The following is a 23775-nucleotide window of genomic DNA, read 5'->3' as shown; positions in this document are numbered from 1 at the left end:
GTCAATTGACAAAGTTAGCATGGCTTCGATACAATGAATGAGGATTCGTAGCAGATGAGCTGCGAGACGCGTTTTCCCATGTGGAAAACACGCAGGAGGGTGCAATGAAACGGCCAAATTCCAATGATAATCCTTGGCGGGCAGTAGCGTTAACTAGTGCAATTGGCATAGACCTTGTCGTATGTTTGGCAGCCGGATATTTCTTCGGCGATTGGTTAAGTGGCGCACTAGGCGGACAGATCTGGTTGCTAGTCGGATTTTTACTTGGGCTTGTAACCGGCATCATGAGCATTTACTTCATGATTAAGCGGTACGGAGGGCTATGATGGACGACTTTTCAGCCACTCTGAAAACGGTTCAAAACGTATTTCTTTTCTTTTTATCCTTTTGTTTGGCTGCATGGGCGCTTCTTGTCGATTACCGGATTTACATTGCTGGGATAATGCTTGGGGCTTGTGCGAGTATGATCAATGCAAGGTTCTTAGCCTGGAAGATTAACAAGCTGGCAGCAGCTGCGATAGAGCAGTCAGGGCGCAAGGTAACCCTTGGCTTTCTGACAAGGGCAGCAATCGCGGGGTTCGTAGGTTTGATTGCCGTCAGGTATCCCGAACATGTTGCATTAACCACGACGATTGTTGGATACTTTTTTGCGCAATTGGCAACACTCGTACTGGGTATTCTTTCTATTAAGAAGTCGAAGAAGTAATTCCACGATGTAACTTCAACGGATGAAAGGGGTGAAAATGGAAAATATGGAACATCACGCGCCAATATATAATTGGTTTGGTATTGATTTCGATGCATCAGCACTATTGATGATCGGGATTACCACAGTTATCGTGCTAATTCTTGCTATTGCAGGAGCGAGCCGAGCATCCGTAACAAATCCTTCGAAACTTCAAAACTTCATGGAATGGACGATTGAGTTCGTAGAAGGCATTATTGGAAGCACGATCGGTTCCAAGCATGGCAAAGGGTTTATCGCACTTGGTCTTACGCTCATCATGTATATCTTTATCGGCAACATGCTCGGCCTTCCTTTCTCAATCGTGACGGAAGATCATGTATCTTGGTGGAAATCACCGACTGCTGATATTGCGGTTACAGGAGCACTAACGGTTGTTGTTATCGTACTAAGTCACTACTTAGGGATAACGCGTAACACGAAGCATTACTTCGCGCATTATTTTGAGTTCAAAGGGGCAATGTTGATCCTTCATTTAATTGAAGTTGTATCGAAGCCGCTTACGCTTGCGTTCCGTCTTTACGGTAACATTTATGCAGGTGAAATTATGATATCTGTCATTATTGGAGCAGGTTGGTTTGGAATTGCGCCTCTCTTCGTATGGCAGGGCTTCAGTGTGTTCGTAGGTGCGATTCAAGCCTTCGTATTCACGATGCTAACCATGGTTTATATCTCACAAACATTGATTCATGAAGAAAAGCACTAAGCATTAGACTTACCTCGGGAAGTCTCGAGTCACTTATAAAAACAACAAAAACCTAAGAGTTTAAGGGAGGATTTTATCAATGGGAGCAATAGCATTAGTAGCAGCAGGTATCGTATTCGGTTTGGGAGCACTAGGTGCAGGTATTGGTAACGGTTTGATCGTAGGTCGTGCTTTGGAAGGTATTTCTCGTCAACCAGAACTTCGTGGTACGCTTCAAACAACAATGTTTATCGGGGTAGGTCTAGTTGAGGCAATGCCGGTCGTTGCATTGGTTCTTGCGTTCATCTTTATGGGAAAAGCTTAAGAAACCGCTTGGCGTTGATGGCCGAAGTTGCCACCACGCCTTCGTTTTGCCCATGTTATCAGAAGGGAGTGACGTTACTTGCATATTGAATGGTCCACATTTTGGATACAACTTGTCGCGTTTTTAATTTTATATTTGTTGCTTTCTAAATTTGCGTTCGGTCCTCTGTTCGGCATGATGGAGAAACGCAGACAATTGGTGAAAGACCAAATTCAAACAGCTGAAACTAGCCGCAAACAGGCAGAGCAACTGTTGGAGGAACAAAAGCAAGCGCTGCAACAAACTCGTAAGGAAGCTTACGACATCATTGAGCAAGCGAAGCACACAGGCTCCAAGCAAGCGGATGATATTATTCATGCAGCTAGTGCAGAAGCAAACCGTCTGAAAGACGAAGCGCTTAAAGATATCGAAAATGAGAAGAACAAAGCGGTTGCCGCTCTTCGCAGCCAAGTTGGCGCGATGTCCGTTCTGATCGCATCCAAAATTATTGAGAAACAAATCGACGAAAAGTCACAAGAAGAACTTGTTGAGCATTACCTCAAAGAGGTAGGAGGCAACGTATGAGTGACATCGTCGTAGCGAAGCGTTATGCCAAAGCTCTATTCGAAGTAGCGAAGGAAAAGAATATCATTTCCCAAGTTGAAGATGAGCTTAAATCTGTAGCTAGTGCGATTAGGGATAATGCAGACTTGCAGAAGTTCCTGAACCATCCGAACATCGGGAATACCGCTAAAACGGACCTGCTGAAGCAGATTTTCGAAGGCAAAGTTTCCGAACCGGTGTGGAACACGCTGCTTGTCTTGATTGATAAAGGTAGACAGTCCATTGTTAGTGCTTTGGCGAATGATTATGCCAAGGTTGCGAATGAGGCACTTGGTCAAGCGAGTGCGACCGTATACTCTGCATACGTACTTTCGGATGCACAGCAAGCTGAGATTGCTTCACATTTCAGTAAAGTAACTGGTAAAACGATTCGTGTCTCGTCTGTAGTTGAGCCTAAGCTGCTCGGCGGCATTCAAGTGCGTATCGGTGATCGTTTATATGATGGAAGCTTGGCAGGCAAACTTGATCGGTTGGCCAAAGCGTTAGTTTAATATAACCACTGTAAGAATAGGGGTGAAGTTCGTTGAGTATCAAACCTGAAGAAATCAGCTCATTGATTAAACAACAGATCGAAAACTATAATTCCGATATCCAAGTAGTTGATGTAGGTACAGTCATTCAAGTAGGTGACGGTATTGCTCGTGCTCACGGCTTGGAAAACGTTATGGCAGGCGAGCTGCTTGAGTTCCCGAGCGGCGTACTAGGCTATGCTTTTAACCTTGAGGAAAGCAACGTAGGTATCGTTATCCTTGGACCTTACCGTGATATTCGTGAAGGCGACCAAGTTAAACGTACAGGCCGTATCATGGAGGTTCCTGTTGGTGAAGAACTTCTAGGTCGTGTAGTTAACTCCTTGGGTCAACCTGTCGATGGCAGAGGTCCAATCAACACAACAGCATTCCGCCCTGTAGAGAACATGGCTCCAGGCGTTATGGCTCGTAAATCCGTACATGAACCAATGCAAACAGGTATTAAAGCGATTGACGCTATGGTACCAGTTGGCCGTGGTCAACGTGAGTTGATCATTGGTGACCGTCAAACAGGTAAAACGGCGATTGCGATCGACGCGATCATCAACCAAAAAGGCAATGGCGTGAAATGTATCTACGTTGCTATCGGTCAAAAACAATCTACAGTTGTAGGTGTTGTTGAAACACTGCGTGCTGCTGGTGCGCTTGACTACACAATCGTAGTAACAGCTTCCGCTTCCGAGCCTTCACCGATGCTATGGTTAGCTCCATACTCCGGTTGTGCGATGGCTGAGTATTTCATGTACAAAGGCGAGCACGTTCTTATCGTATACGATGACTTGTCCAAACAAGCTGCCGCATACCGTGAGTTGTCCCTCTTGCTTCGTCGTCCACCAGGTCGTGAAGCTTATCCAGGGGACGTATTCTACTTGCACTCCCGTTTGCTTGAGCGTGCTGCGAAATTGAACGATGAGCTTGGCGGCGGTTCCATTACGGCGCTTCCATTCATCGAAACACAAGCAGGCGACATCTCAGCTTACATTCCAACGAACGTAATTTCCATCACCGATGGTCAAATTTTCTTAGAATCCGATTTGTTCTACTCCGGTCAGCGTCCAGCGGTTAACGTTGGTAACTCTGTATCCCGTGTAGGGGGCTCCGCTCAAACGAAAGCGATGAAAAAAGTTGCCGGTACACTTCGTGTTGACTTGGCACAATATCGTGAGCTTGCTGCGTTTGCCGCATTCGGATCCGATTTGGATAGAGCGACTAAAGCTCGTTTGGATCGTGGGGTTCGTACGCTTGAAATCTTGAAACAAGGCGTTCACCAACCAATGTCTTTGGAGAAGCAAGTTGCTTCCCTATACACGGTTGTCAAAGGTCATGTGGATGATATTCCAGTTCAAGACGTAACGCGTTTCGAAGCACAATTCCTTGCTTTCTTGGAATCCAACCGTCCTGAAATTCTGCATAGCATTCGTGACACGAAAGATATTACTGCGGATAACGATAAAGCATTGGTTGATGCAATCAATACATTTAAAAAGAGCTTTGCAGTTTCAGAATAATTCATGATGGCAGGGCTTCATGATGTAATGAAGCTCTTGCTACCATGTGAATCCTGGGCAGGCGGACGCCTGATTTCAGGTCTTCGAATGAAGGCTTTTCTAAGCCTCAAAAGAGAGGTGAGCAGGTATGGCAAAAGGAATGCGCGAGATTAAGCGCCAAATTAAATCCACACAAAGCACGAAGCAAATCACGAGAGCAATGGAAATGGTTGCAGCAGCGAACTTACGTAGAGCACAGCAATCAGCGGAAGCGGCACGTCCGTACTCCGAGAAGTTGAAAGAAGTGGTTGCAAGCATTGCAGCTGGCACGAAAGGCGTGAAGCACCCGATGCTACAATCACGTGAAGTGAAGAAAACGGCCTATTTGGTCATTACTTCCGATCGTGGTCTCGCTGGTGGTTACAACGCAAACGTGTTGCGTAAAGCAATGACTGAAATTCGTGAAAATCATAAATCTACAGCTGAGTACTCCGTCTTCGTAATCGGACGTAAAGGAAGCAATTTCTTCTCGAAACGAAATATTCCGATTGTTGAAGAGGTAACCGGTGTTCCGGATACGCCGAAATTCTCGGATATTAAGCCTGTTGCCACAGCAGCGGTTTCTAATTTCGTTAACGGCACGTATGACCAACTGTTCTTGATTTACAACAAGTTCCAAAACGCGATTACCCAAATTCCAACCATGATTCGTCTACTTCCTATGGAAGATGTATCCGGCGTGGCTGCTGCTAGCTATGAGTATGAGCCGTCACCGGAAGGCGTTCTGGAAGTACTGCTCCCTAAATATGCTGAGACGCTTATTTACAGTGCTGTTCTGGAAGGTAAAGCGAGTGAGTTTGGCGCGAGAATGACAGCGATGAACTCCGCTACGAAGAATGCAACGAAGATGATCAGCAGCTACACATTGGCTTACAACCGTGCACGCCAAGCTTCGATTACGCAAGAGATTTCGGAAATCGTTGCTGGAGCAAACGCGAACGCATAATGAAAAACGGTCTCGATGGAGACACAAGCTTTACTTAGGAGGGAAACCATGAGCAAAGGGCGCGTTGTGAATATTACAGGGCCCGTCGTCGACATTGAGTTCGAACGCGGACAACTCCCTGAAATTCTGAATGCAATCAAAATTGAAAGAACCGAAGGTGGAGTATCCTCCACTATGACGGTTGAAGCGGCTGTTCACCTTGGTGACAACCTCGTACGTTGCGTAGCAATGTCCTCAACAGACGGACTTGTACGTGGTGCCGTAGCAACAGATACTGGCGCAGCGATTACTGTACCTGTTGGTGCAGCAACACTTGGTCGTGTATTTAACGTATTGGGCGATCCGATCGATGGTGTTGAAACGGTTGACCGTACATTTACAAGCCCGATCCACAAAGAAGCTCCTGCATTCGACAACTTGTCGACAAAATCAGAGATTCTTGAAACGGGTATTAAAGTTATTGACTTGATGGCTCCTTATGCAAAAGGTGGTAAAATTGGTCTCTTCGGTGGTGCCGGCGTAGGTAAAACGGTAACAATGCAAGAGCTAATTCACAACATTGCACAAGAGCACGGCGGTATCTCCGTATTTGCGGGCGTTGGCGAGCGTACTCGTGAAGGTAATGACCTTTACCACGAGATGAAAGACTCCGGCGTTATTGCAAAAACAGCGATGGTATTCGGTCAAATGAACGAGCCTCCAGGCGCGCGTCTTCGCGTAGCATTGTCCGGTTTGACAATGGCTGAGTATTTCCGTGACGAAGAAGGAAGAGACGTTCTTCTTTTCATCGACAACATCTTCCGTTTCACACAAGCAGGTTCCGAGGTTTCCGCTTTGTTAGGCCGTATGCCTTCCGCAGTAGGTTACCAACCAACCCTAGCTACAGAAATGGGTCAATTGCAAGAGCGTATTACCTCCACGAAAAAAGGTTCCGTTACTTCCATTCAAGCGATTTACGTTCCTGCCGATGACTATACGGATCCGGCTCCAGCAACGGCTTTCGCCCACTTGGACGCAACTACGAACTTGGAGCGTAGTATCGCGGCTGCAGGTATTTTCCCTGCGGTAGATCCACTAGCTTCATCTTCCCGTGTATTGACACCAGAAATCGTTGGTGAAGAGCACTATAAAGTAGCACAAGGCGTTAAACAAATTCTTCAACGTTACAAAGAGCTTCTGGATATCATCGCGATCTTGGGTATGGATGAGTTGTCTGATGAGGACAAATTGGTCGTTACTCGTGCGCGTCGTCTTCGTTTGTTCTTGTCTCAGCCGCTTCACGTTGCTGAGCCGTTCAACGGATTCCCAGGCTTGTATGTACCAATGAAAGATACCGTGCGTAGCTTCAAAGAAGTTCTTGAAGGTAAGCACGACAATCTTCCTGAAGTTGCTTTCCACAACGTGGGAACAATTGAGGATGCGATCGCGAAAGCTAAAACGCTGTAAGTTGCATTTGCATACTCGCTAAGTTAGCTTAGGAAGGAGAATCCAAGTGAGTACATTCCTACTGGAAATTGTAACACCGGAGCGCAAAGTGTACGCTGAACAAGTGGACATGGTAAGCGTGAAGGGGTCTGAAGGGGAGCTTGGAATTCTGCCGAATCACATTCCATTGGTCACTCCACTTAGAATTGCACCGATTACTGTGAAGAAGGCGGGCTCCAAAGACGCAGTCATCGCAGTGAACGGCGGTTTCATGGAAGTGCGCAAGGATAAGGTGGTTATTTTGGCGGAAAGCGCCGAGCTACCTGAACAAATTGATATCGATCGTGCGAGAGCAGCGAAAGAGCGTGCGGAGAAACGTCTTGCAGAAACAAAGCAAGATAACGTAGATTTCAAACGTGCTGAAGCTTCTTTACAAAGAGCATTGAATCGTATCGGTGTGTCCGGGAAATAAATAAATGAATGAAAAGCGGGGGAACTTCGGTTCTTCCGCTTTTTCTGCGTGTAATGGCGCAGAAAAAAAGCTGCTCCTCTCGGGGGAGAGGAGCAGCTCGTTGATTTCTTTTATGCGTGGTGCCAGACTGTAGATTCGCCTGTTTTCGGGCATGGAGGGAACGTTTGACCTGCTACAAGCTCGACGCTTTGCCCGTCGGCATCGCGATAGCGACCAGTTTCGGTAACCTTGTCATTGGTTCTATGTTGGTGATTAGCGTTTGATGCATTTGCCATAAAAAATCATTCCTTTCGTATCGTAAAGTAGGGGAATTGGACAAAACTAGAATGCCCAGTGAATAGTATTACCCACAATTGTGTAATGCTACTCATAGGCGAAAAGAATTAATGTCGACGCCCATACCCCTTTTTGGTATACTAATAAAGGTGATTATTACCAAAATGACGGAAATCGTAAGGAATGCAAATAAGAAATGGAGGCGGTTACATTCACATGATGTATACAAATAACTATGTAATCGTAGCGGTTTTTCTAGGGCTAGGTATTTTCCTTCCCATAGCAGCGCTGACGATTGGCAAATGGTTAAGACCGAGTAAACCCATCGATGAGAAGTATACGACGTATGAGAGTGGTAATGAGCCTGTAGGTGAGGGGCAAATCCGGTTTAACATTCGATATTATTTGTACGCTTTGATGTTTGTTATCTTTGATGTGGAGACCGTATTCCTCTATCCGTGGGCAGTTGCCTTTAATCAACTAGGGTTATTTGCTTTAATTGAAATGTGTATTTTTGTAGCCTTGCTTGCCATAGGATTAATATACGCTTGGAAGAAGAAGGTGCTACGATGGACTTCAGTCTAGAGTCAATCTCTCCCGAGGAACGGGAAGAAATAAACCGTAATGTATTTATGACAACACTGGAGCAGGTGAAAGCTTGGGCTCGCAGTAATTCGCTTTGGCCATTAACCTTTGGCTTGGCTTGTTGTGCGATCGAAATGATGGGAACAGGTGGTTCTCACTATGATTTAGACCGATTCGGAGTCATCTTCCGTACATCCCCGAGACAATCAGACGTCATGATTGTAGCAGGGACTGTTACGAAGAAAATGGCTCCTTTGTTGCGCCGACTTTATGAACAAATGCCTGAACCGAAATGGGTTATTGCCATGGGCTCTTGTGCAACAGCAGGCGGACCCTATGTCAAATCGTATTCGGTTGTGAAAGGTGTCGACCAAATTGTTCCGGTGGACGTGTATATCCCTGGTTGTCCGCCGAATCCAGCTGCGCTGATCTATGGCATCAACAAGCTTCAGGAGAAGATTCGCTATGAAGCGAAGACTGGGAAGCAGGTGATCAATCGATGAGCGAGGAGAAAAAGCCGGATGAATCTACGGTTCCGACTCCTCCTGTTGGCGAGGATGGGAATGAGGAAGGCAAGGCAGTAGGCAATGAGCCCGCTAAAGCGGAGAGCTCACCGATTGAGAACAAACCGGAAGTTGTGCAGACCAATCCGACGGTAGGGAGCTCTGAGGGCCAAGCGGAAGGAAGCTCAGAGAGCAAACCGGCAGCTGGCGCTACGGACGCGGCGGCAGAGCGCGCCGCGGCAAGAGCCGCGCGCCTCGCAGCGCGCGCGGCCGCAGAGTCGGGCGAGCCTGCGCCCGCCGGAGCGGCAACGCCAGCGTCCGCAGACGCTGGCACAGATGAAGAGAAGGCGGCCAAAGCCCAGGCCGCCGCAGAAGCCCGCGCTGCGCGAGCCGCAGCGCGCGCCGGAGCGAAGCCCGAATCGGCGGAGCCAGCCGCGCCGAAGGAGCCTTCCCCGAACCAGCCGCTGCTGGACCGGCTGGTCGCGATCTTGAAGGCCGACGTAGGCGAAGACGCCGTCGTCGAAGCTTTCATCAACGAAAGGGACGCGCATCGTCCTTACGTCGTCATTCACAGCTCGCGCTGGCCGCAGGCCGCGCTGACGCTTCGCGATCACGAGGAGTTGCGCTGTGATTACTTGCGCAATCTCTCGGGCGTAGACCAAGAAACGCACCTCGAGGTGGCGTATCATCTCCTTTCGCTCACTCACAAGCATGAGTATTGCGTGAAGGTGAAGACAGACCGCGAGCAAGCCAGCATACCTTCGGTAGCTGATGTCTGGCCGACGGCCAACTGGAACGAGCGTGAAGCCTTTGACCTGTTCGGCATCGATTTCCCTGGCCACCCGAACTTAGTAAGGATCATGATGCCTGATGATTGGGTGGGTCATCCACTGCGCAAAGACTACGAACCGCTTGACCCGGAGGTGTAGCACGTGTTACGGACAGAAGAGCTCCTGTTAAACGTTGGTCCTCAGCATCCAAGTACGCATGGCGTTTTCCGCGTGATTGTAAAGTTGGATGGTGAAATCATTCGAGAAGCCATACCCGTTATGGGCTACTTACATAGAGGAACAGAGAAACTGGCTGAGAACCTCAGCTATACCCAAATTATCCCGTACACAGACCGCATGGATTATGTATCGGCGATGACGACCAACTACGCGTTAGTTAACGCTGTAGAGAGAATGATGCAATTAGAAGTCCCAGAACGCGCAGAATTCCTCCGATTAATCGTGATGGAGCTGCAGCGAATCGCCTCTCACATGGTGTGGTGGGGAACATACTTGCTGGATATCGGGGCTATGAGCCCGTTCTTGTATGCGTTCCGTGACCGTGAGATTATTATCGATCTATTCAATGAACTATGCGGCGCGCGTTTGACGTACAACTACATGCGTGTTGGCGGCGTGAAATGGGACGCACCTGATGGTTGGATTGAAAAGGTCCGGAAATTCGTGCCTTATATGTACGGCAAATTAGAAGAGTATCACACACTTGTCACCGGAAATGAGATCTTCCTTTCACGTATCAAGGGCGTGGGCAAATATGACGCAGAGACAGCCATTGCGTATGGCCTTAGTGGAGCGAACCTGCGTTGTACGGGTGTAGATTGGGATATTCGCAAAACGCAGCCCTACAGCCTGTACAGCCGCTTTAAATTCGATGTGCCTGTGCGCAGTGGCGGGGATTGCTATGACCGATATTTGATTCGTATGGAAGAAATAAAACAGTCTCTTCGCATCCTGGAACAAGCCCTAGACGTGTTCCCTGAGGGAGGCGAAACGATGGGCAAAGTGCCGAGAGTCATCCGCCCGCCAGAAGGCGAAATCTATGCAGCAATTGAGTCTCCGCGTGGGGAAATTGGCTGTCATATTATTTCCCGAGGTAAGCAAGAGCCTTACCGCCTGAAATTCCGTAGACCATCCTTCGTGAATCTGCAAATATTGCCCAAGCTGCTGGTTGGCGAGTCGATGACCAATCTAATTACGATTCTTGGCGGCATTGATATTGTCGTTGGGGAGGTGGATGCCTAATGGTCAATTTATTAGAAGAGAGTCTGACATGGACGAACTTCTTCGTGTTTCTATTCTGGGGCGTCGTGATGCTCATGCTCGTTCTCGGTTTCGTTACATATGCGATCTACTTCGAGCGTAAAGTTATCGGGTGGATGCAATTGCGGATTGGGCCGAACCGTACAGGACCATTCGGGCTGTTGCAGAGCGTTGCCGACGTATTCAAGCTCCTCATTAAGGAAGATACAATTCCTAAGAAGGCTGAGCGTGAACTTTTCATACTCGCACCGATCATTACCTTTATCCCGTCTTTTACGATCATTGCGACGATTCCCTTCTCTGATCGGATGTTTGGCGCGAATCTGAATGTGGGATTGCTTTATTACGTAGCACTAACAGGAATCTCAACCATCGGAATTATTCTGGGCGGTTGGGCATCCAACAATAAATATGCGTTACTCGGCGGCATGCGTTCCGCAGCCCAAATGATTAGTTATGAAGTTCCGTTAGTCATTTCCGTTGTTGGTGTCATTATGATGACGGGCAGTCTCAATCTGCATACCATTGTCGATCATCAAACAGGCGGCTTCTGGCACTGGAATTTCATTCCGCAGATCCTAGGTTTCATTATCTTCGTGATTGCGGGTGTGTCGGAGCTGAATCGGACGCCGTTTGACTTGCCTGAGGCAGAATCTGAGCTCGTTGCGGGCTACCATGTGGAATACAGCGGATTCCGCTTCGCTTTTTTCATGCTATCCGAGTATGTGTACGTCTTCGTCATTGCTTCACTGGTGAGTCTGATTTTCCTTGGTGGATGGCATGCGCCATTCGGATTCCTTGATTTCATTCCAGGTGTTATCTGGTTCCTGTTGAAATTCTCATCGGTCGTGTTCTTCCTCTTCTGGCTGCGGGCGACACTGCCACGTGTTCGAATTGATCAATTGATGGGGTTCGGCTGGAAAGTGCTATTACCACTGGCACTAGTCAATATGTTGGTGACGGCGATTATCATGACCATCTTTTAAGTATAGTTGCTTAAGAAGTAGTTAGTTTTGCTCTCGCGAAACTTGAAGGAGTTGAAACACATGAAGGGCATTATGAAAGGTTTAGGCTTCACGTTCAAGCATTTGACTGAGAAGAAAGTAACGTACGCATATCCCGAAGTTCCGATTAAAATGCCGGATCGCTTTCGTGGTATTCAATATTTTGATCCTGAGAAATGCATTGTGTGCAATCAATGTGCGCGTGTGTGCCCGACGGAGTGTATTACGTTAACTGGAAAAGCAAACCCAGACCCTGAGAAAAAGGGGAAGGTCATTGATACGTATGACATCAACTTCGAAATTTGTATTCTGTGCGACCTGTGCACAGAGGTGTGTCCGACAGAAGCGATCGTGATGACGAACAATTTTGAGCTTAGTTCCTACAGTCGGGATGACTTGTTCAAGAATATGGAGTGGCTGAGCAACAACACCCAAAACATTCGTCAAGAGAACAACTCTGCGATGCCTAAAGGGGGCGCGAAGAAAGATGTTTAGTGGACTCGGCGATTTCTTATCCAGCGGTACGAGTTGGGCGTTCTTCATTTTCGCGCTGCTCGCGATCGGTGGGGCGATCTTCATGATCTCTTTTACGAAAGTCGTGCACATGGTTGTAGCAGTGGCCCTGACGTTTATCAGCCTGGCTGGCTTATATGTCATCCTTGAAGCAGAGTTTGTCGCTTTCGTGCAGGTCTTGATTTATGCCGGTGCCATCTCCATTCTGATGATTTTCGGGATTATGATGACGAAGCATAGACAAGGTGAAGACGAGGGACCTAAACGTCCATGGCATGAAGGCTTGGCGATACTTGGAGCAGTCGGATTGTTCGGCGTTTTGTTCTATGCGATTCAGAAGTCGACTTTCGTCTCTTCAGGGACATTGGATGCAGGCAAGGATAATACGCTCGAAATCGGGAAGCTGCTGTATAACGTACATGTTATTCCCTTCGAAATCATGTCCGTGCTGCTGACGGTAGCGTTCATCGGTGCTATCGTAGTTGCCAAGAGAGAGGAGGATTAGCGTTGGGTAACATAATTACTCCTTATCTGACCTTAGCGGCGATCCTATTCTGCATTGGGCTATACGGTGCATTAACGAAGAAAAACGGGGTAATCGTCCTGCTCTCCATCGAGCTTATGCTTAATGCGGTGAACTTGAATTTGATTGCCTTCTCGAAGCTAGGAGATCACCCCGCATTGACGGGGCATATCTTCTCTCTCTTCAACATTACGATTGCAGCTGCTGAGGCGGCTGTGGGAATTGCCATATTGATCACGATTTACCGAAATAAAGGTACCGTCGAAGTGACAGATTTGGATTCTATGAAGCGCTAGGAGGCTAACAAGGCTATGGTATCGGACTATTCACAGTACGCCTGGCTCATTCCATTGTTTCCGTTGCTTGCTTTTCTAGCGCTTACGGCAATGGGGCGTCAACTAAAAGATTTAGGAATTTACATTAGCATTTTTGCGATGCTGCTTTCATTTATTGTGGCTTTGCTCATTTTTGTGGAGCGCATTGGCGGCAATGTTGAGGATTTCACGTGGGATAAAATGAACTGGCTGCAGGTTGGCGATTTTACGCTGAAAATGGGGTTTGAGGTCACGAATTTGAACTCCCTCATGCTTGTAATTGTCACTCTAGTTTCGCTTCTGGTGAACATTTATTCCAAGGGCTACATGAAAGGCGACGAGCGTATTCACGTGTTCTTCAGTTATATCGCGCTGTTCTCCTTCTCCATGCTAGGCCTTGTTATTTCTGAAAATATGCTAGAGCTATACATCTTCTGGGAGCTAGTCGGGGTATGTTCCTTCTTGCTCGTTGGATTCTGGTACTTCAAGCCGGAGGCGAAGGCTGCCGCCAAAAAGGCATTCATCGTCACCCGCATTGGAGATGTGGGCTTGTTTATTGCGATCCTGTTGCTGTATCTCTACATGCCAGGGCACGCGCTAGACTTCACATCCATACATAATGCCTTCACCACTGGCAAAATAGACCCTACGATCGTCACATGGATCGCAGTTCTGATTTTCATCGGAGCGATGGGGAAATCAGGGCAATTCCCGCTGCACACATGGCTACCTGATGCCATGGAAGGGCCAACGCCGATTTCGGCGCTAATCCATGCCGCAACGATGGTTGCTGCAGGGGTATACCTTGTGGCGCGGACGTTTGATATTTTCCACGCTTCACCGGATGCTTTGATGGTCGTTGCTTATGTAGGTGGGTTTACCGCCATCTTTGCAGCAACAATCGGTGTTGCCCAGAACGATATCAAGCGGATTCTCGCTTACTCTACGGTGAGTCAACTCGGCTACATGATGATGGCGCTAGGGATTGGCGTTTCGATTACGTCTGGTATGTTCCACTTATTCACGCACGCCTTCTTCAAAGCGCTGCTCTTCTTGGGTGCAGGTAGCGTGATTCACGCTGTTCATACGCAGAATATTAACGAAATGGGCGGCTTATCCCGCAAAATGAAAATCACCACATGGACCTTTGCGATTGGTACGCTGGCTTTAGCTGGTATCTTCCCATTCGCAGGCTTCTGGTCGAAGGATATGATTCTAACGGAAGCGTACGAGCATAACCAGCTTCTGTTCTGGGTTGGTGTGATCGCGGCGTTCTTCACCGCCTTCTACATGTCCCGCCTGTTCTTCCTCGTCTTTATGGGCTCGTCTAGAGCGAAGCCAGTGGCTTCGGAGGATCAAGATGATCATGCTCATGGCCACGCGCATGAACCGCATGAATCACCTGCGTCCATGACGGCACCGCTGATTATTCTGGCTGTGCTTGCTGTAGTTGCAGGCTTCGTGAATACGCCATTCAACGAATGGCTGGGTCATTGGCTGACAGGGCAGGAGCATGAGGAAACGGCCAATTGGATGGTTATTATTTTATCCACGTTAGCTGGCTTGTTAGGAATTGGATTGGGCTATCTGATGTACCTCAAACGCACGATCCCTCGGGACGTCGTTTCGGGTAAAATGCCTTGGTTGTACACGTTGCTTAATCGCAAATATTTCATCGATGAGATCTATGAGGCTATTATTGTCAAACCGCTTCGCGGTCTAGGCTATATCCTAGAATTCATTGATATTTATATCATTGATGGGATTGTGCGCTTAGTTGCTTTCACCGTGGTCAGTCTTGGACGCTTAGGCTCTCGACTCCAAAATGGTCAACTGCAGTCCTACGGGGTCATCATGCTGCTCGGGATGCTGATTCTGGCACTTGCCATTGCAGGAAGGAGGTTCATACATGCCGGCTAACTTACCTATTCTTAGTATGATTGCCTTCTCACCTCTGCTTGGTGTGCTTGTCCTGCTCTTCCTTCGAGGAGATCGTGGACGTCTGATCAAAACCGTTGGAATTGTTACGACGCTGATTCCGTTAATTCTGGCAGCATGGCTGTATGTGGACTATAACTATCAAGGGGATCCACTTCAATACAAAGAACAGTTAAGTTGGATCAAAGTCCCCTTAAATCATGAGGGAATTCAGCAAATTACACAATTCTTCTTCGAGTTTAAATATTCGTTAGCTGTCGATGGCATTTCGTTGCCACTCGTCTTCCTAACGGCACTGATTTCGTCGATGGCCGCATTGGCGTCCGTTTACATTAAGAAACGTTGGAAAACGTATTTCATTCTGTTTCTTTTGCTAGAAGTGGGGATGTTCGGCGTATTCATGGCGCAGGATCTGTTCTTGTTCTTCCTGTTCTTCGAAATTACACTCGTGCCGATGTTCTTCTTGATCGGAATTTGGGGGTATATGAACCGAGAGCAGGCAGCTAATCGCTTCTTGCTGTATAACGGTTTAGGCTCAGCGATTATGCTGATTGCCTTCCTGATTCTGGTTACGACTGCAGGGTTTAATCAAGATCCATCGCAGACAGAGGCTATCATCTACTATAGCGGCGACATTCATACGATTGCACACAATCTATTGCAAGCCCCTGAGGCTTATGTGAATCAGAGCGGTACGCCATTCTTTATGAGTCAAGCGATGAAATGGACCGTGTTCATCATGCTGCTGGTTGCATTCGGGATCAAGCTACCGATCTTCCCGTTCCATACGTGGATGCTGAAAGTGCATACTGAGGCTCCGCCTGCTGTTGTTATGATTCACTCCGGGATTTTGCTCAAAATGGGGGCCTACGGCCTTATCCGTTTCGGCATTCTGTTCTTCCCGGGAGAAGCCCAGCAATGGGCGTGGGTACTCGCTCTCCTTGGCGTCATTAACATCGTGTATGGCGCACTTCTCGCGATGGTCCAAAAGGACTTCAAACTCGTGCTCGCCTACTCGAGTATCAGCCACATGGGCATCGTCCTGTTGGGACTTGCCGCTTTCAACATCGCAGGTCTGCAAGGGGCCGTGTTCCAGTTGATCTCGCACGGGTTGATTTCAGCTCTGATGTTCCTGCTCGTCGGCAGCATCTACGAGCGAACCGAGACCACGCAGCTCGATCGCTTGGGCGGCCTCGCTCGCAATATCCCCTTCATCAGCGGTATTCTGCTGATTGGGGGCATGGCCTCGCTCGGATTGCCAGGCTTATCCGGTTTCATCAGTGAGTTCCTCGCGTTCGTCGGACTCTTTGAAACGCACCGCGTGTACGCCATTGTCGGTACATTGGGTATTATCTTCGCAGCGGTTTACGTGCTGCGTGGGGTACTGAACATTACGTTCGGCCCTCAGCAGCCGAGCCTCTTGCAGCAAGGGATGCGCGACGCGCGTCTCATCGAGGCTGTGCCGATGATTACCTTGGTCGCGTTCATTCTCTTGCTGGGCGTGTACCCAAGCGTGCTGAGTCAGCCGCTTCAACAAACCATTGGCAGCTTGGATCAATTGATCCATAGCGTAGCCGGGAAGATAGGAGGTTAGTCCAGTGGAACAGATTAGACTCCATGCCAGTGATTTATTGTATCTGCTCCCTGAGCTTGCGCTGGTTGCTACCGCGATCATCCTATCTCTCTTGGATTTGGTCCTGCCGAACCGAGTCAGTCGTTCCATAATCGGATGGTTGACCCTGGTCGGCATCGTGATCTCCGCCGTTTTCGTTGTCTTACAATTGAATCCGGATGAAGCGATTCAACTGCTGAATCAAAGCTATCGCGTCGACGATTTCTCGAATTTACTTAAATTATGTACCCTTGTCGGTACGGGACTGATCGTTTTCATGAGCTTAGGCTTCGTGAAAGAAGAAAGCATCCCGCATGTCGGGGAGTATTATTACTTCTATTTGCCGGCTGCCCTAGGGGCCATGATCATGTCATCCTCGGGGGATTTGATTACACTCTATGTTGGCTTGGAATTGCTGAGCATTACGTCTTACCTCATGGTGGCTATGAAGAAGAAAGACAAGAAATCCAATGAAGGAGCATTCAAATACTTGGTGATGGGCGGTATTTCATCCGCAATTATCCTGTATGGTATGTCCTTCTTGTATGGGATGGTTGGTTCTGCGAATCTGCAAGAGATTGGCGCAGCTCTTCCAACGTTGGTCACTTCGTACGAGCCGCTATTGTATGTTGCTTTCTTCTTGCTGCTGGCAGGATTCGGGTTCAAAATTGCGGCCGCACCATTCCACAGCTGGGCGCCGGATGTTTATGAAGGTGCGCCAACACCGGTTACGGCATTCTTGGCTGTCGTGTCCAAAGCGGCCGGTTTCGCGATCTTGTTCCGCGTATTCTATATCTTGTTCGGATTTAGCGATTTCGGAGAGAGCAAGTTACAATCCGATGTATTCCTAGCGATATCCGTTATGGCCGCAATTGCCATGGTCGTGGGGAATTTCATTGCGCTGAAGCAAACGAATATGAAGAGGCTACTTGCCTATTCGGGAATTGCGAATGCCGGTTATCTACTCGTTCCAATCGGAACGTATTTCTCGGCTACGCATTATGCCAACTTCTCTGAATTCATTTTCTATTTGATTGCGTATATGTTCATGAACATCGGTGCTTTCGCCGTATTGATGATTATCGAGCAGGCAGAGGGTCATACTGAAGCCAAGGGCTACGCGGGTCTCTACTATCGTGCACCTTTAACAGCTGTAGCGATGGTATTGATCATTCTTTCTTTAGCGGGTATACCGTTATCCGGCGGATTCTTCGGTAAGCTGTACATCATCCTCGGAACGATGCAGACACAACAATACTGGCTAGGTGCTTTAATGATCGCAACCAGCGTAGTTTCGTTCTACTACTATTTCAGCATTGTGCGTCAAATGTTCATGCGCAGTGATTATGAGCCAGCCCCGATCAAAGTGTCTATGCCATTAGGCATAACTGTCTGGTTATGTGCGCTAATCAGCGTGGCGCTTGGCGTGGTTCCTCATTTGGTGCTGAAAGGTATCGAGAATGTCTTTATGTTGACCAAGGATTTTATTATCCAATAATCCTTATATTAAGAAACCCTTCCTACTTGAATGTAGGGAGGGTTTTTTTTGGATGAATAGATGGATTTTATCCAGTTAAATATGGGTGATATCTGCCCAAAAATAGTATAGATGGAAAACCTGCAGTTAAATCTGATTAATTGACTCGATCTGAACGAAAAAGGCATTTTTAACTACATATTTTACAGTTAAATCAAGTTTTCGAGGGAATTTTACTTAAATAACTGTACAATTTCCAGTTAATACAATTCCATGCGCAGTGATCACATATCGCACCCCGAACGCCCGTACTAGGCCCTCAATTTGACAATATGTAATCCATCTCATTTCCCCGGAAATATAGGCTGATTGGCCCATCGGTCCTTACTTGTACGCCTCAATAGACGAGCTTTCAACCATTCCCAGAAAATACATTAAAAAATATTTCATAATATCTGAACTTTTTGCGAAGTTAAGCCGTTATAGGTATCGAGAAGATGTTTAATATGGTATAGATATATGAGGAAACTTTTATCGAAGCCCCTCGAAGATGAGCGAGCGCATTCGATGTAAGTTTGTTGCCATGGTGAGGAAATGACAAATAGATTTAATTTGGGATAAAGGACCTGATGTGATGACTTATTTGCGATACGTAGGCCCCATGATACTGATATCAATGCTGGTCCTAGGACTAACGAATTTCGTGCCTAATGTAGATGCGGCATACGCGGTATCTTCGGATCCCATGAGAGTGAAACAAACTTATCTGGATATGATTCGCGTCGATCAAGCATGGGCTGCAGCAGGCGATGCTCGTACGCCAATTGTTGTCGCTGTTGTTGATACAGGTGTTGATCTTGGACATCCCGATTTAACAGGTAATCTAGTGGATGGTGTGAATTTACTTCAGGCTTCGAAGAAGCCTTTTGATGATAATGGACATGGAACGAACGTAGCTGGCTTGATTGCCGCTGTGGTTAATAATGATAAAGGTATCGCGGGAATTGCCCCCAATGCCAGAATTATGCCTATTAAAGCACTAGAAGCTGATGGGACTGGCGGCGAAGCGAAGCTGGGCGAAGGCATTAAATATGCGGTCGATCACGGGGCCAAAATCGTTGTGCTTTCCTTGGGTTTGAACAAATACTCAGATTATCTGGCAGGCATTGTGCAGTATGCAGAAGATCATAACGTATTACTTGTTGCAGCAGTTGGTAATGAAAGCACGAGTGTCAAATACCCCGCAGCGTATCCAACTGTGCTGTCTGTGGGTGGTGTAGGCCCCAATAAACAGGCTGATTCACGATCGAATTACGGCTCTGAGCTTGATATTATGGCGCCTTGGGATGTGTACACGACGGCACTTGGCGGTGGTTATCAGTATCAAGATGGGAGCTCAATGGCTGCCCCTCAAGTGGCGGCTGCCGCTGCGCTAGTATGGGGGAAATACCCGGCTATGTCGGCGTATCAAGTGCGCTCACAGCTAGAGCAAACAGCCACGGACCTCATGTCCAAAGGGTGGGATGCTAAGACGGGGTACGGTTTACTAAATATTGAGAAGGCGTTGACAGAACCTTATAAGCAAGATCGCTTCGAACCGAATGATCTTGCTAGCCAGGCAGCTTCGCTGCCTAATCATACAATAGTCAAAGCGAATCTTAGCTCGGGGCAGGATCTGGACTGGTATGCGATTGATGCAGCGTATGACGGTTTCATTCAGGTAGTCGTACAGCCCGAAGATGGGGCAGGTATTCGTGTAAAGTTCGATTCCGGACAGAGCTTTGATGCAACAAGCGGTACTGATGAAGGAAAACAGACGTTCACTGTGGCTGTGACCAAAGGTATTACATATGTGCAATTGGAGAATGTTGATCGCGCACGCCAGACCCTGCTTAATTACACATTGCGAACGGATTTTATTATTTATACGGATCCGTTTGAGGATAATGATAAGCAGTATAAAGCTTTTACATTACCAGAGCGCAGTCAGACCATCAAAGGTACGTTTCATAAAACAGACGATATCGATTGGTTCGCCATGACGCTTGAACACTCAGGTACGATGCGCCTTAGACTATCCACAGATACGGGAAGGATTGATCCGATGCTTCTTTTTCAGAAAGAAGGGGAGAAGTCGACGACCATCGATCAGGCGGGTGATGGCGGTATTGAAGTAAGTTCTCAGATGGATGTTCTGCCTGGGCAATATTATATTCGTGTTAGTAATGTGAAGGATTACGCTGGACCTATCACGGGTGAATACACGTTAGAGATTGAGTATACGCCTAAACTAATCGATGCGAATGAACCGAATGATAAATCGTATCAAGCTACATTTGCCGCGATGAATGCCGGATATGAAGGTGTTTTTAATACTAATGAAGACGTTGATTGGTTCGAGTTTCGATTGACTTCAAATAGTTTGGCCCAAATTAGATTAACCAATATTCCTACCTCACGAACATTATATGCTACTTTGTATAATCATTCGTTGCAGGAGCAGGGCACTTACCGGAGTGAAAGTGGTTCCAATCAATTGAATTTCGAGAAGCCATTGCCCGAAGGGACGTATTATATTAAACTACAGGCGAATCAGTGGTTCATGAGTCAGATGTATCGTTTGCAGGTGAGCAGTTATGGACTGGTCAGCGGGTATGTTGACATTACTGGGCATTGGGCCCGGGATGCCATTAGCAAGCTTACTGAGCAAGGAATGATTAGCGGCTATGGAGATTATCGTTTTGCACCAAATCAATCCATTACAAGGGCTGAGGCGGCTACGGTGCTATCGCGTGCTTTGCGTTTATCGAAACGCAAGGATTTGCGATTCAGCGATTTAGCCGTTTCGCATTGGGCTTACGCGGATATAGCCAAAACCGTTCAGGCTGCCATCGTAGATGGTTATCCGGATGGGACATTCAAGCCTGACGGCAAGCTGACCCGTATGGAAATGACGCAAATGCTTGCGCGCAGTATGAATATGACAGGGAAGCTGAGAGGCAGTACACCTTTTAGTGATGTGAATGAATCTTACTGGGGGATCGGCATTCTTAAACAGATGGCGGCAGATGGCTGGATCAGCGGCTTTCCTGACGGTACCTTTCATCCCGAAGCTCAAGCAACACGGGCTGAATTTGTAACCATGCTGGACAGAGTCGTTAGTCGGTAAAATTCGAAGAGGAGTGACCTATGGGCGAGACGGACAAATGGAGTGAAGTGGCGCAATACGCGTCGCTGATGAACATAGCTAGTATAGCTGTCTATATTCTTTGCATTGGTTTGGCATGGTGGTCGCTGCAGGCGTTCCGTTTTGATGTTTTCCTACGAAATCCCAAAGGTGCACAATCGATTATGCTGCAAATTTTACTTTCGATTGGACTTGGGCAGCTGGTTGCAGGCTTTTTCATACAGTATTTAGGTCTCTCAATGAGCTTTAGTAAGATGTTTTAATGTGATTTTCCGAATAATGAACAAGTTTGTTGTCAACAATGGATAATAGAACGGCATGAAAATCACAATACGCTTCGAACTCTATGTAGGGCATCTCTGACTGCCAAAAGAACACAGTTGTATCTATGTGGCTTCCAATGATAAACTTAGGAAATGTGCAAACCTGTCTTTTAAAATAAGTGCGCGGAGGGACCATGATGAGCAAAATTATCGTCCGCGGTGGCCGAAAGCTAGCTGGCAATGTAAAAATCAACGGGGCAAAAAATGCGGTACTGCCGATTATTGCGGCTTCCATTCTGGGGTCGGAAGGTGAAAGCGTCATCCACGATGCGCCTCCCCTTGACGATGTACTAGTCATTAATAAAGTATTACAAAGCTTAGGAATTGAAGTCGAATACAACCGTCAGGTGATTCGAGTAAGAGCTGGGCAGATTAATACCTGTGAAGCTTCCTATGATCTAGTCCGTAAAATGAGAGCCTCTTTCCTCGTAATGGGTCCTTTGTTAGCTAGGTTGGGTCAAGCGAGAATTTCGCTTCCAGGTGGTTGTGCGATTGGCACAAGACCGATTGATCAGCATCTCAAAGGCTTTGAAGCGATGGGTGCCGATATTGAACTGGGTCAAGGGTACATCGAAGCCAAAGTGAAAGGGCGCCTGAAGGGTGCCAAGATTTATTTGGATGTGGCCAGCGTAGGCGCAACCGAGAATATTATGATGGCCGCAACACTTGCGGAAGGAACAACAACCATCGAGAACGCGGCCAAAGAGCCGGAAATTGTTGATTTGGCCAATTATCTGAATGCGATGGGCGCTGTGATCCGCGGTGCGGGAACGGGTGTTATTCGTATTGAGGGTGTAGAGAAGCTTCGTGGTTGCGTACATACGGTGATTCCGGATCGTGTTGAAGCAGGTACATACATGATTGCCGCGGCTATTACAGGCAGTGATTTGTATATGGAAGGCGCGATTGGAGACCACCTTCGTCCTGTCATTTCCAAAATGCAGGAAATGGGTGTAACGATTGAAGAAGATGAGAATGGTATTCGCGTTCGAGCTACAGGCCCGTTGCGCGCGGTAGACGTGAAAACGTTGCCTTACCCTGGCTTCCCAACCGATATGCAGTCACAAATGATGGCACTTTTGATGGTTGCGGACGGAACGAGCCTGGTTACGGAGACGGTTTTTGAGAACCGTTTCATGCATGTAGAAGAATTCGCGAACATGAATGCAAATATTAAAGTAGACGGCCGGACAGCGATTATTAGCGGTAACTCCAAGCTGCGTGGTGCCAAGGTTTGCGCAACAGACTTGCGAGCTGGTGCAGCACTCATTCTAGCGGCGTTAGCGGCTGATGGTGAGACGGAGATCACGGGTGTTCACCACATTGATCGTGGCTATGTCGATATCACAGACGTTCTGCGCGAACTCGGTGCCGATATTCATCGCTCGGTTCCACAAGAGATTGAACAAGAAGTGGCAGAGCTTGGATTTTTCAATATCCAGCCAACGCTAGCGTAAGTCAAAGGAATCATCAGGGAACAGACCTGATGGTTCTTTTTTTGAATCAACTTCTATAAAAATTTCAAACGGACTGAATTAGCGCGGCAGTAACTCTACACTTCAGCTTGGCATTACAGCCACAATACACCGGGCACGGGCACCAGCCAGCACCCACCACCAGCACCCCCAAACCCCAAACCCCAAACCAACCACCACCATATTAGGTCGTAGCGCTGTCCCCACCTTGCAGCAGTCTATACAGGTACCTGTACCCTAATCCTTTCTACATCTTTCTACTACTATGACCTGAATGTTGCCGACTCGCATGTTTAACTGTAAAAACTACAGCTAATCCCATCGTTTTTATCAGATTAGATAAACTAAATGGATTTCCTGTAGTTAATTCCGCGAGATTTTGCTGATATAGGTAATTACGGCGAATTTACCTGTAGGTTTTCTTAGGTTTTCCATCTATTGCGCAATTTCATGTGTTTTCAGCGAGAATAGCGGGAGGTTTTTCAGTTAAATCGTAGCAGGTAGAGCGTGGCGCTCCACTGCCCTATCTCGCACCCGTTCCAAATAAAATACTAGACAGAGGACGTATTCACCTCACATTTTGCCCAACTAGCAGGTATCTATTTAGGTCGTTTTGGGCGCCTTCCAGTCTCGTTCGGGTTCTATTCTAGCAACCCCTCTCATAAGCTAAGACATACCAAAATTGCTGCTAGTAATCGCGCTAATGGAGGCTGCAC

The 23775-nt window shown here is 47.4% G+C and carries 25 protein-coding genes; 24 read left to right on the top strand and 1 reads right to left on the bottom strand.

Annotation, left to right across the window (positions count from 1 at the left end):
- Positions 1-104: 104 nt before the first annotated feature.
- The 10 genes from A8708_RS29115 to A8708_RS29070 all read left to right on the top strand — a co-directional run bounded on the left by A8708_RS29115 (position 105) and on the right by A8708_RS29070 (position 7278).
- Complete coding sequence (locus A8708_RS29115) at positions 105-326, top strand: AtpZ/AtpI family protein (RefSeq protein ID WP_056611689.1); 222 nt, start codon at positions 105-107, stop codon at positions 324-326.
- On the top strand, positions 326-706 hold the full coding sequence (locus A8708_RS29110; protein ID WP_068669601.1) for an ATP synthase subunit I: 381 nt from the start codon (positions 326-328) through the stop codon (positions 704-706). The genes A8708_RS29115 and A8708_RS29110 overlap by 1 nt, the downstream gene beginning before the upstream one ends.
- A 37-nt stretch (positions 707-743) precedes the next feature.
- Positions 744-1451, top strand: coding sequence for a F0F1 ATP synthase subunit A (gene atpB / locus A8708_RS29105; protein ID WP_310501116.1), 708 nt, complete (start codon positions 744-746; stop codon positions 1449-1451).
- A gap of 79 nt (positions 1452-1530) precedes the next feature.
- The gene (gene atpE / locus A8708_RS29100; RefSeq protein ID WP_028556930.1) at positions 1531-1755 is read left to right on the top strand and encodes a F0F1 ATP synthase subunit C; all 225 of its coding nucleotides are present in this window, start codon (positions 1531-1533) and stop codon (positions 1753-1755) included.
- Between the two features lie 78 nt (positions 1756-1833).
- Positions 1834-2319, top strand: a complete 486-nt coding sequence (atpF, locus tag A8708_RS29095) for a F0F1 ATP synthase subunit B (protein WP_056611682.1) — start codon at positions 1834-1836, stop codon at positions 2317-2319.
- Positions 2316-2849: a F0F1 ATP synthase subunit delta gene (locus tag A8708_RS29090; RefSeq protein ID WP_056611679.1), complete on the top strand. Its 534-nt coding sequence runs from the start codon at positions 2316-2318 to the stop codon at positions 2847-2849. Before atpF ends, A8708_RS29090 begins: the two co-directional genes overlap by 4 nt.
- 32 nt (positions 2850-2881) lie before the next feature.
- Positions 2882-4396: a F0F1 ATP synthase subunit alpha gene (atpA, locus tag A8708_RS29085; RefSeq protein ID WP_068669599.1), complete on the top strand. Its 1515-nt coding sequence runs from the start codon at positions 2882-2884 to the stop codon at positions 4394-4396.
- Positions 4397-4523: 127 nt separating this feature from the next.
- Positions 4524-5381, top strand: a complete 858-nt coding sequence (atpG, locus tag A8708_RS29080; protein WP_068669597.1) for an ATP synthase F1 subunit gamma — start codon at positions 4524-4526, stop codon at positions 5379-5381.
- A gap of 48 nt (positions 5382-5429) precedes the next feature.
- The gene (gene atpD / locus A8708_RS29075; protein WP_068669595.1) at positions 5430-6827 is read left to right on the top strand and encodes a F0F1 ATP synthase subunit beta; all 1398 of its coding nucleotides are present in this window, start codon (positions 5430-5432) and stop codon (positions 6825-6827) included.
- Between the two features lie 46 nt (positions 6828-6873).
- Positions 6874-7278, top strand: a complete 405-nt coding sequence (locus A8708_RS29070) for a F0F1 ATP synthase subunit epsilon (protein WP_068669593.1) — start codon at positions 6874-6876, stop codon at positions 7276-7278.
- A gap of 110 nt (positions 7279-7388) precedes the next feature.
- Here the strand turns inward: A8708_RS29070 and A8708_RS35665 are convergent, their stop codons facing one another.
- A complete protein-coding gene (locus A8708_RS35665) occupies positions 7389-7553 on the bottom strand; it encodes a hypothetical protein (protein WP_155993848.1) in 165 nt (54 codons plus the stop codon).
- Positions 7554-7773: 220 nt separating this feature from the next.
- Here A8708_RS35665 and A8708_RS29065 point away from each other — a divergent pair, with 220 nt between their 5' ends.
- From A8708_RS29065 to murA, 14 genes are all read left to right on the top strand, one after another.
- The gene (locus A8708_RS29065; RefSeq protein WP_057313434.1) at positions 7774-8139 is read left to right on the top strand and encodes an NADH-quinone oxidoreductase subunit A; all 366 of its coding nucleotides are present in this window, start codon (positions 7774-7776) and stop codon (positions 8137-8139) included.
- Entirely contained in the window at positions 8124-8642 is a 519-nt protein-coding gene (locus A8708_RS29060) for a NuoB/complex I 20 kDa subunit family protein (protein WP_056611667.1), read from the top strand. Before A8708_RS29065 ends, A8708_RS29060 begins: the two co-directional genes overlap by 16 nt.
- Entirely contained in the window at positions 8639-9571 is a 933-nt protein-coding gene (locus tag A8708_RS29055; RefSeq protein ID WP_068669591.1) for an NADH-quinone oxidoreductase subunit C, read from the top strand. Before A8708_RS29060 ends, A8708_RS29055 begins: the two co-directional genes overlap by 4 nt.
- 3 nt (positions 9572-9574) lie before the next feature.
- On the top strand, positions 9575-10675 hold the full coding sequence (locus A8708_RS29050; protein ID WP_068669589.1) for an NADH-quinone oxidoreductase subunit D: 1101 nt from the start codon (positions 9575-9577) through the stop codon (positions 10673-10675).
- Positions 10675-11679 (top strand): NADH-quinone oxidoreductase subunit NuoH, encoded by a 1005-nt coding sequence (nuoH, locus tag A8708_RS29045; RefSeq protein ID WP_068669587.1) that lies wholly within the window; start codon positions 10675-10677, stop codon positions 11677-11679. Before A8708_RS29050 ends, nuoH begins: the two co-directional genes overlap by 1 nt.
- 60 nt (positions 11680-11739) lie before the next feature.
- Positions 11740-12192, top strand: a complete 453-nt coding sequence (nuoI, locus tag A8708_RS29040; protein ID WP_056611658.1) for an NADH-quinone oxidoreductase subunit NuoI — start codon at positions 11740-11742, stop codon at positions 12190-12192.
- Complete coding sequence (locus A8708_RS29035) at positions 12185-12715, top strand: NADH-quinone oxidoreductase subunit J (protein WP_068669585.1); 531 nt, start codon at positions 12185-12187, stop codon at positions 12713-12715. The genes nuoI and A8708_RS29035 overlap by 8 nt, the downstream gene beginning before the upstream one ends.
- A gap of 2 nt (positions 12716-12717) precedes the next feature.
- Positions 12718-13029 (top strand): NADH-quinone oxidoreductase subunit NuoK, encoded by a 312-nt coding sequence (gene nuoK, locus A8708_RS29030; protein WP_068669583.1) that lies wholly within the window; start codon positions 12718-12720, stop codon positions 13027-13029.
- Positions 13030-13044: 15 nt separating this feature from the next.
- Positions 13045-14967, top strand: coding sequence for an NADH-quinone oxidoreductase subunit L (gene nuoL / locus A8708_RS29025; protein WP_068669581.1), 1923 nt, complete (start codon positions 13045-13047; stop codon positions 14965-14967).
- Positions 14957-16579: a complex I subunit 4 family protein gene (locus A8708_RS29020; RefSeq protein ID WP_068669579.1), complete on the top strand. Its 1623-nt coding sequence runs from the start codon at positions 14957-14959 to the stop codon at positions 16577-16579. Before nuoL ends, A8708_RS29020 begins: the two co-directional genes overlap by 11 nt.
- A gap of 4 nt (positions 16580-16583) precedes the next feature.
- The gene (locus A8708_RS29015) at positions 16584-18095 is read left to right on the top strand and encodes an NADH-quinone oxidoreductase subunit N (protein ID WP_068669577.1); all 1512 of its coding nucleotides are present in this window, start codon (positions 16584-16586) and stop codon (positions 18093-18095) included.
- A 640-nt stretch (positions 18096-18735) separates the two neighbouring features.
- Positions 18736-21243 (top strand): S8 family serine peptidase, encoded by a 2508-nt coding sequence (locus A8708_RS29010; RefSeq protein ID WP_204787664.1) that lies wholly within the window; start codon positions 18736-18738, stop codon positions 21241-21243.
- A gap of 20 nt (positions 21244-21263) precedes the next feature.
- Positions 21264-21524: a DUF1146 domain-containing protein gene (locus A8708_RS29005; protein WP_239696886.1), complete on the top strand. Its 261-nt coding sequence runs from the start codon at positions 21264-21266 to the stop codon at positions 21522-21524.
- Positions 21525-21721: 197 nt separating this feature from the next.
- Complete coding sequence (murA, locus tag A8708_RS29000; protein WP_068669571.1) at positions 21722-23041, top strand: UDP-N-acetylglucosamine 1-carboxyvinyltransferase; 1320 nt, start codon at positions 21722-21724, stop codon at positions 23039-23041.
- Positions 23042-23775: the final 734 nt, after the last annotated feature.

Source organism: Paenibacillus oryzisoli (assembly GCF_001653565.1).
Taxonomy (GTDB): Bacteria; Bacillota; Bacilli; order Paenibacillales; family NBRC-103111; genus Paenibacillus_E; species Paenibacillus_E oryzisoli.
Note: the sequence above shows the minus strand (reverse complement) of the source record. Positions and strands in the feature narration are given on the sequence as shown.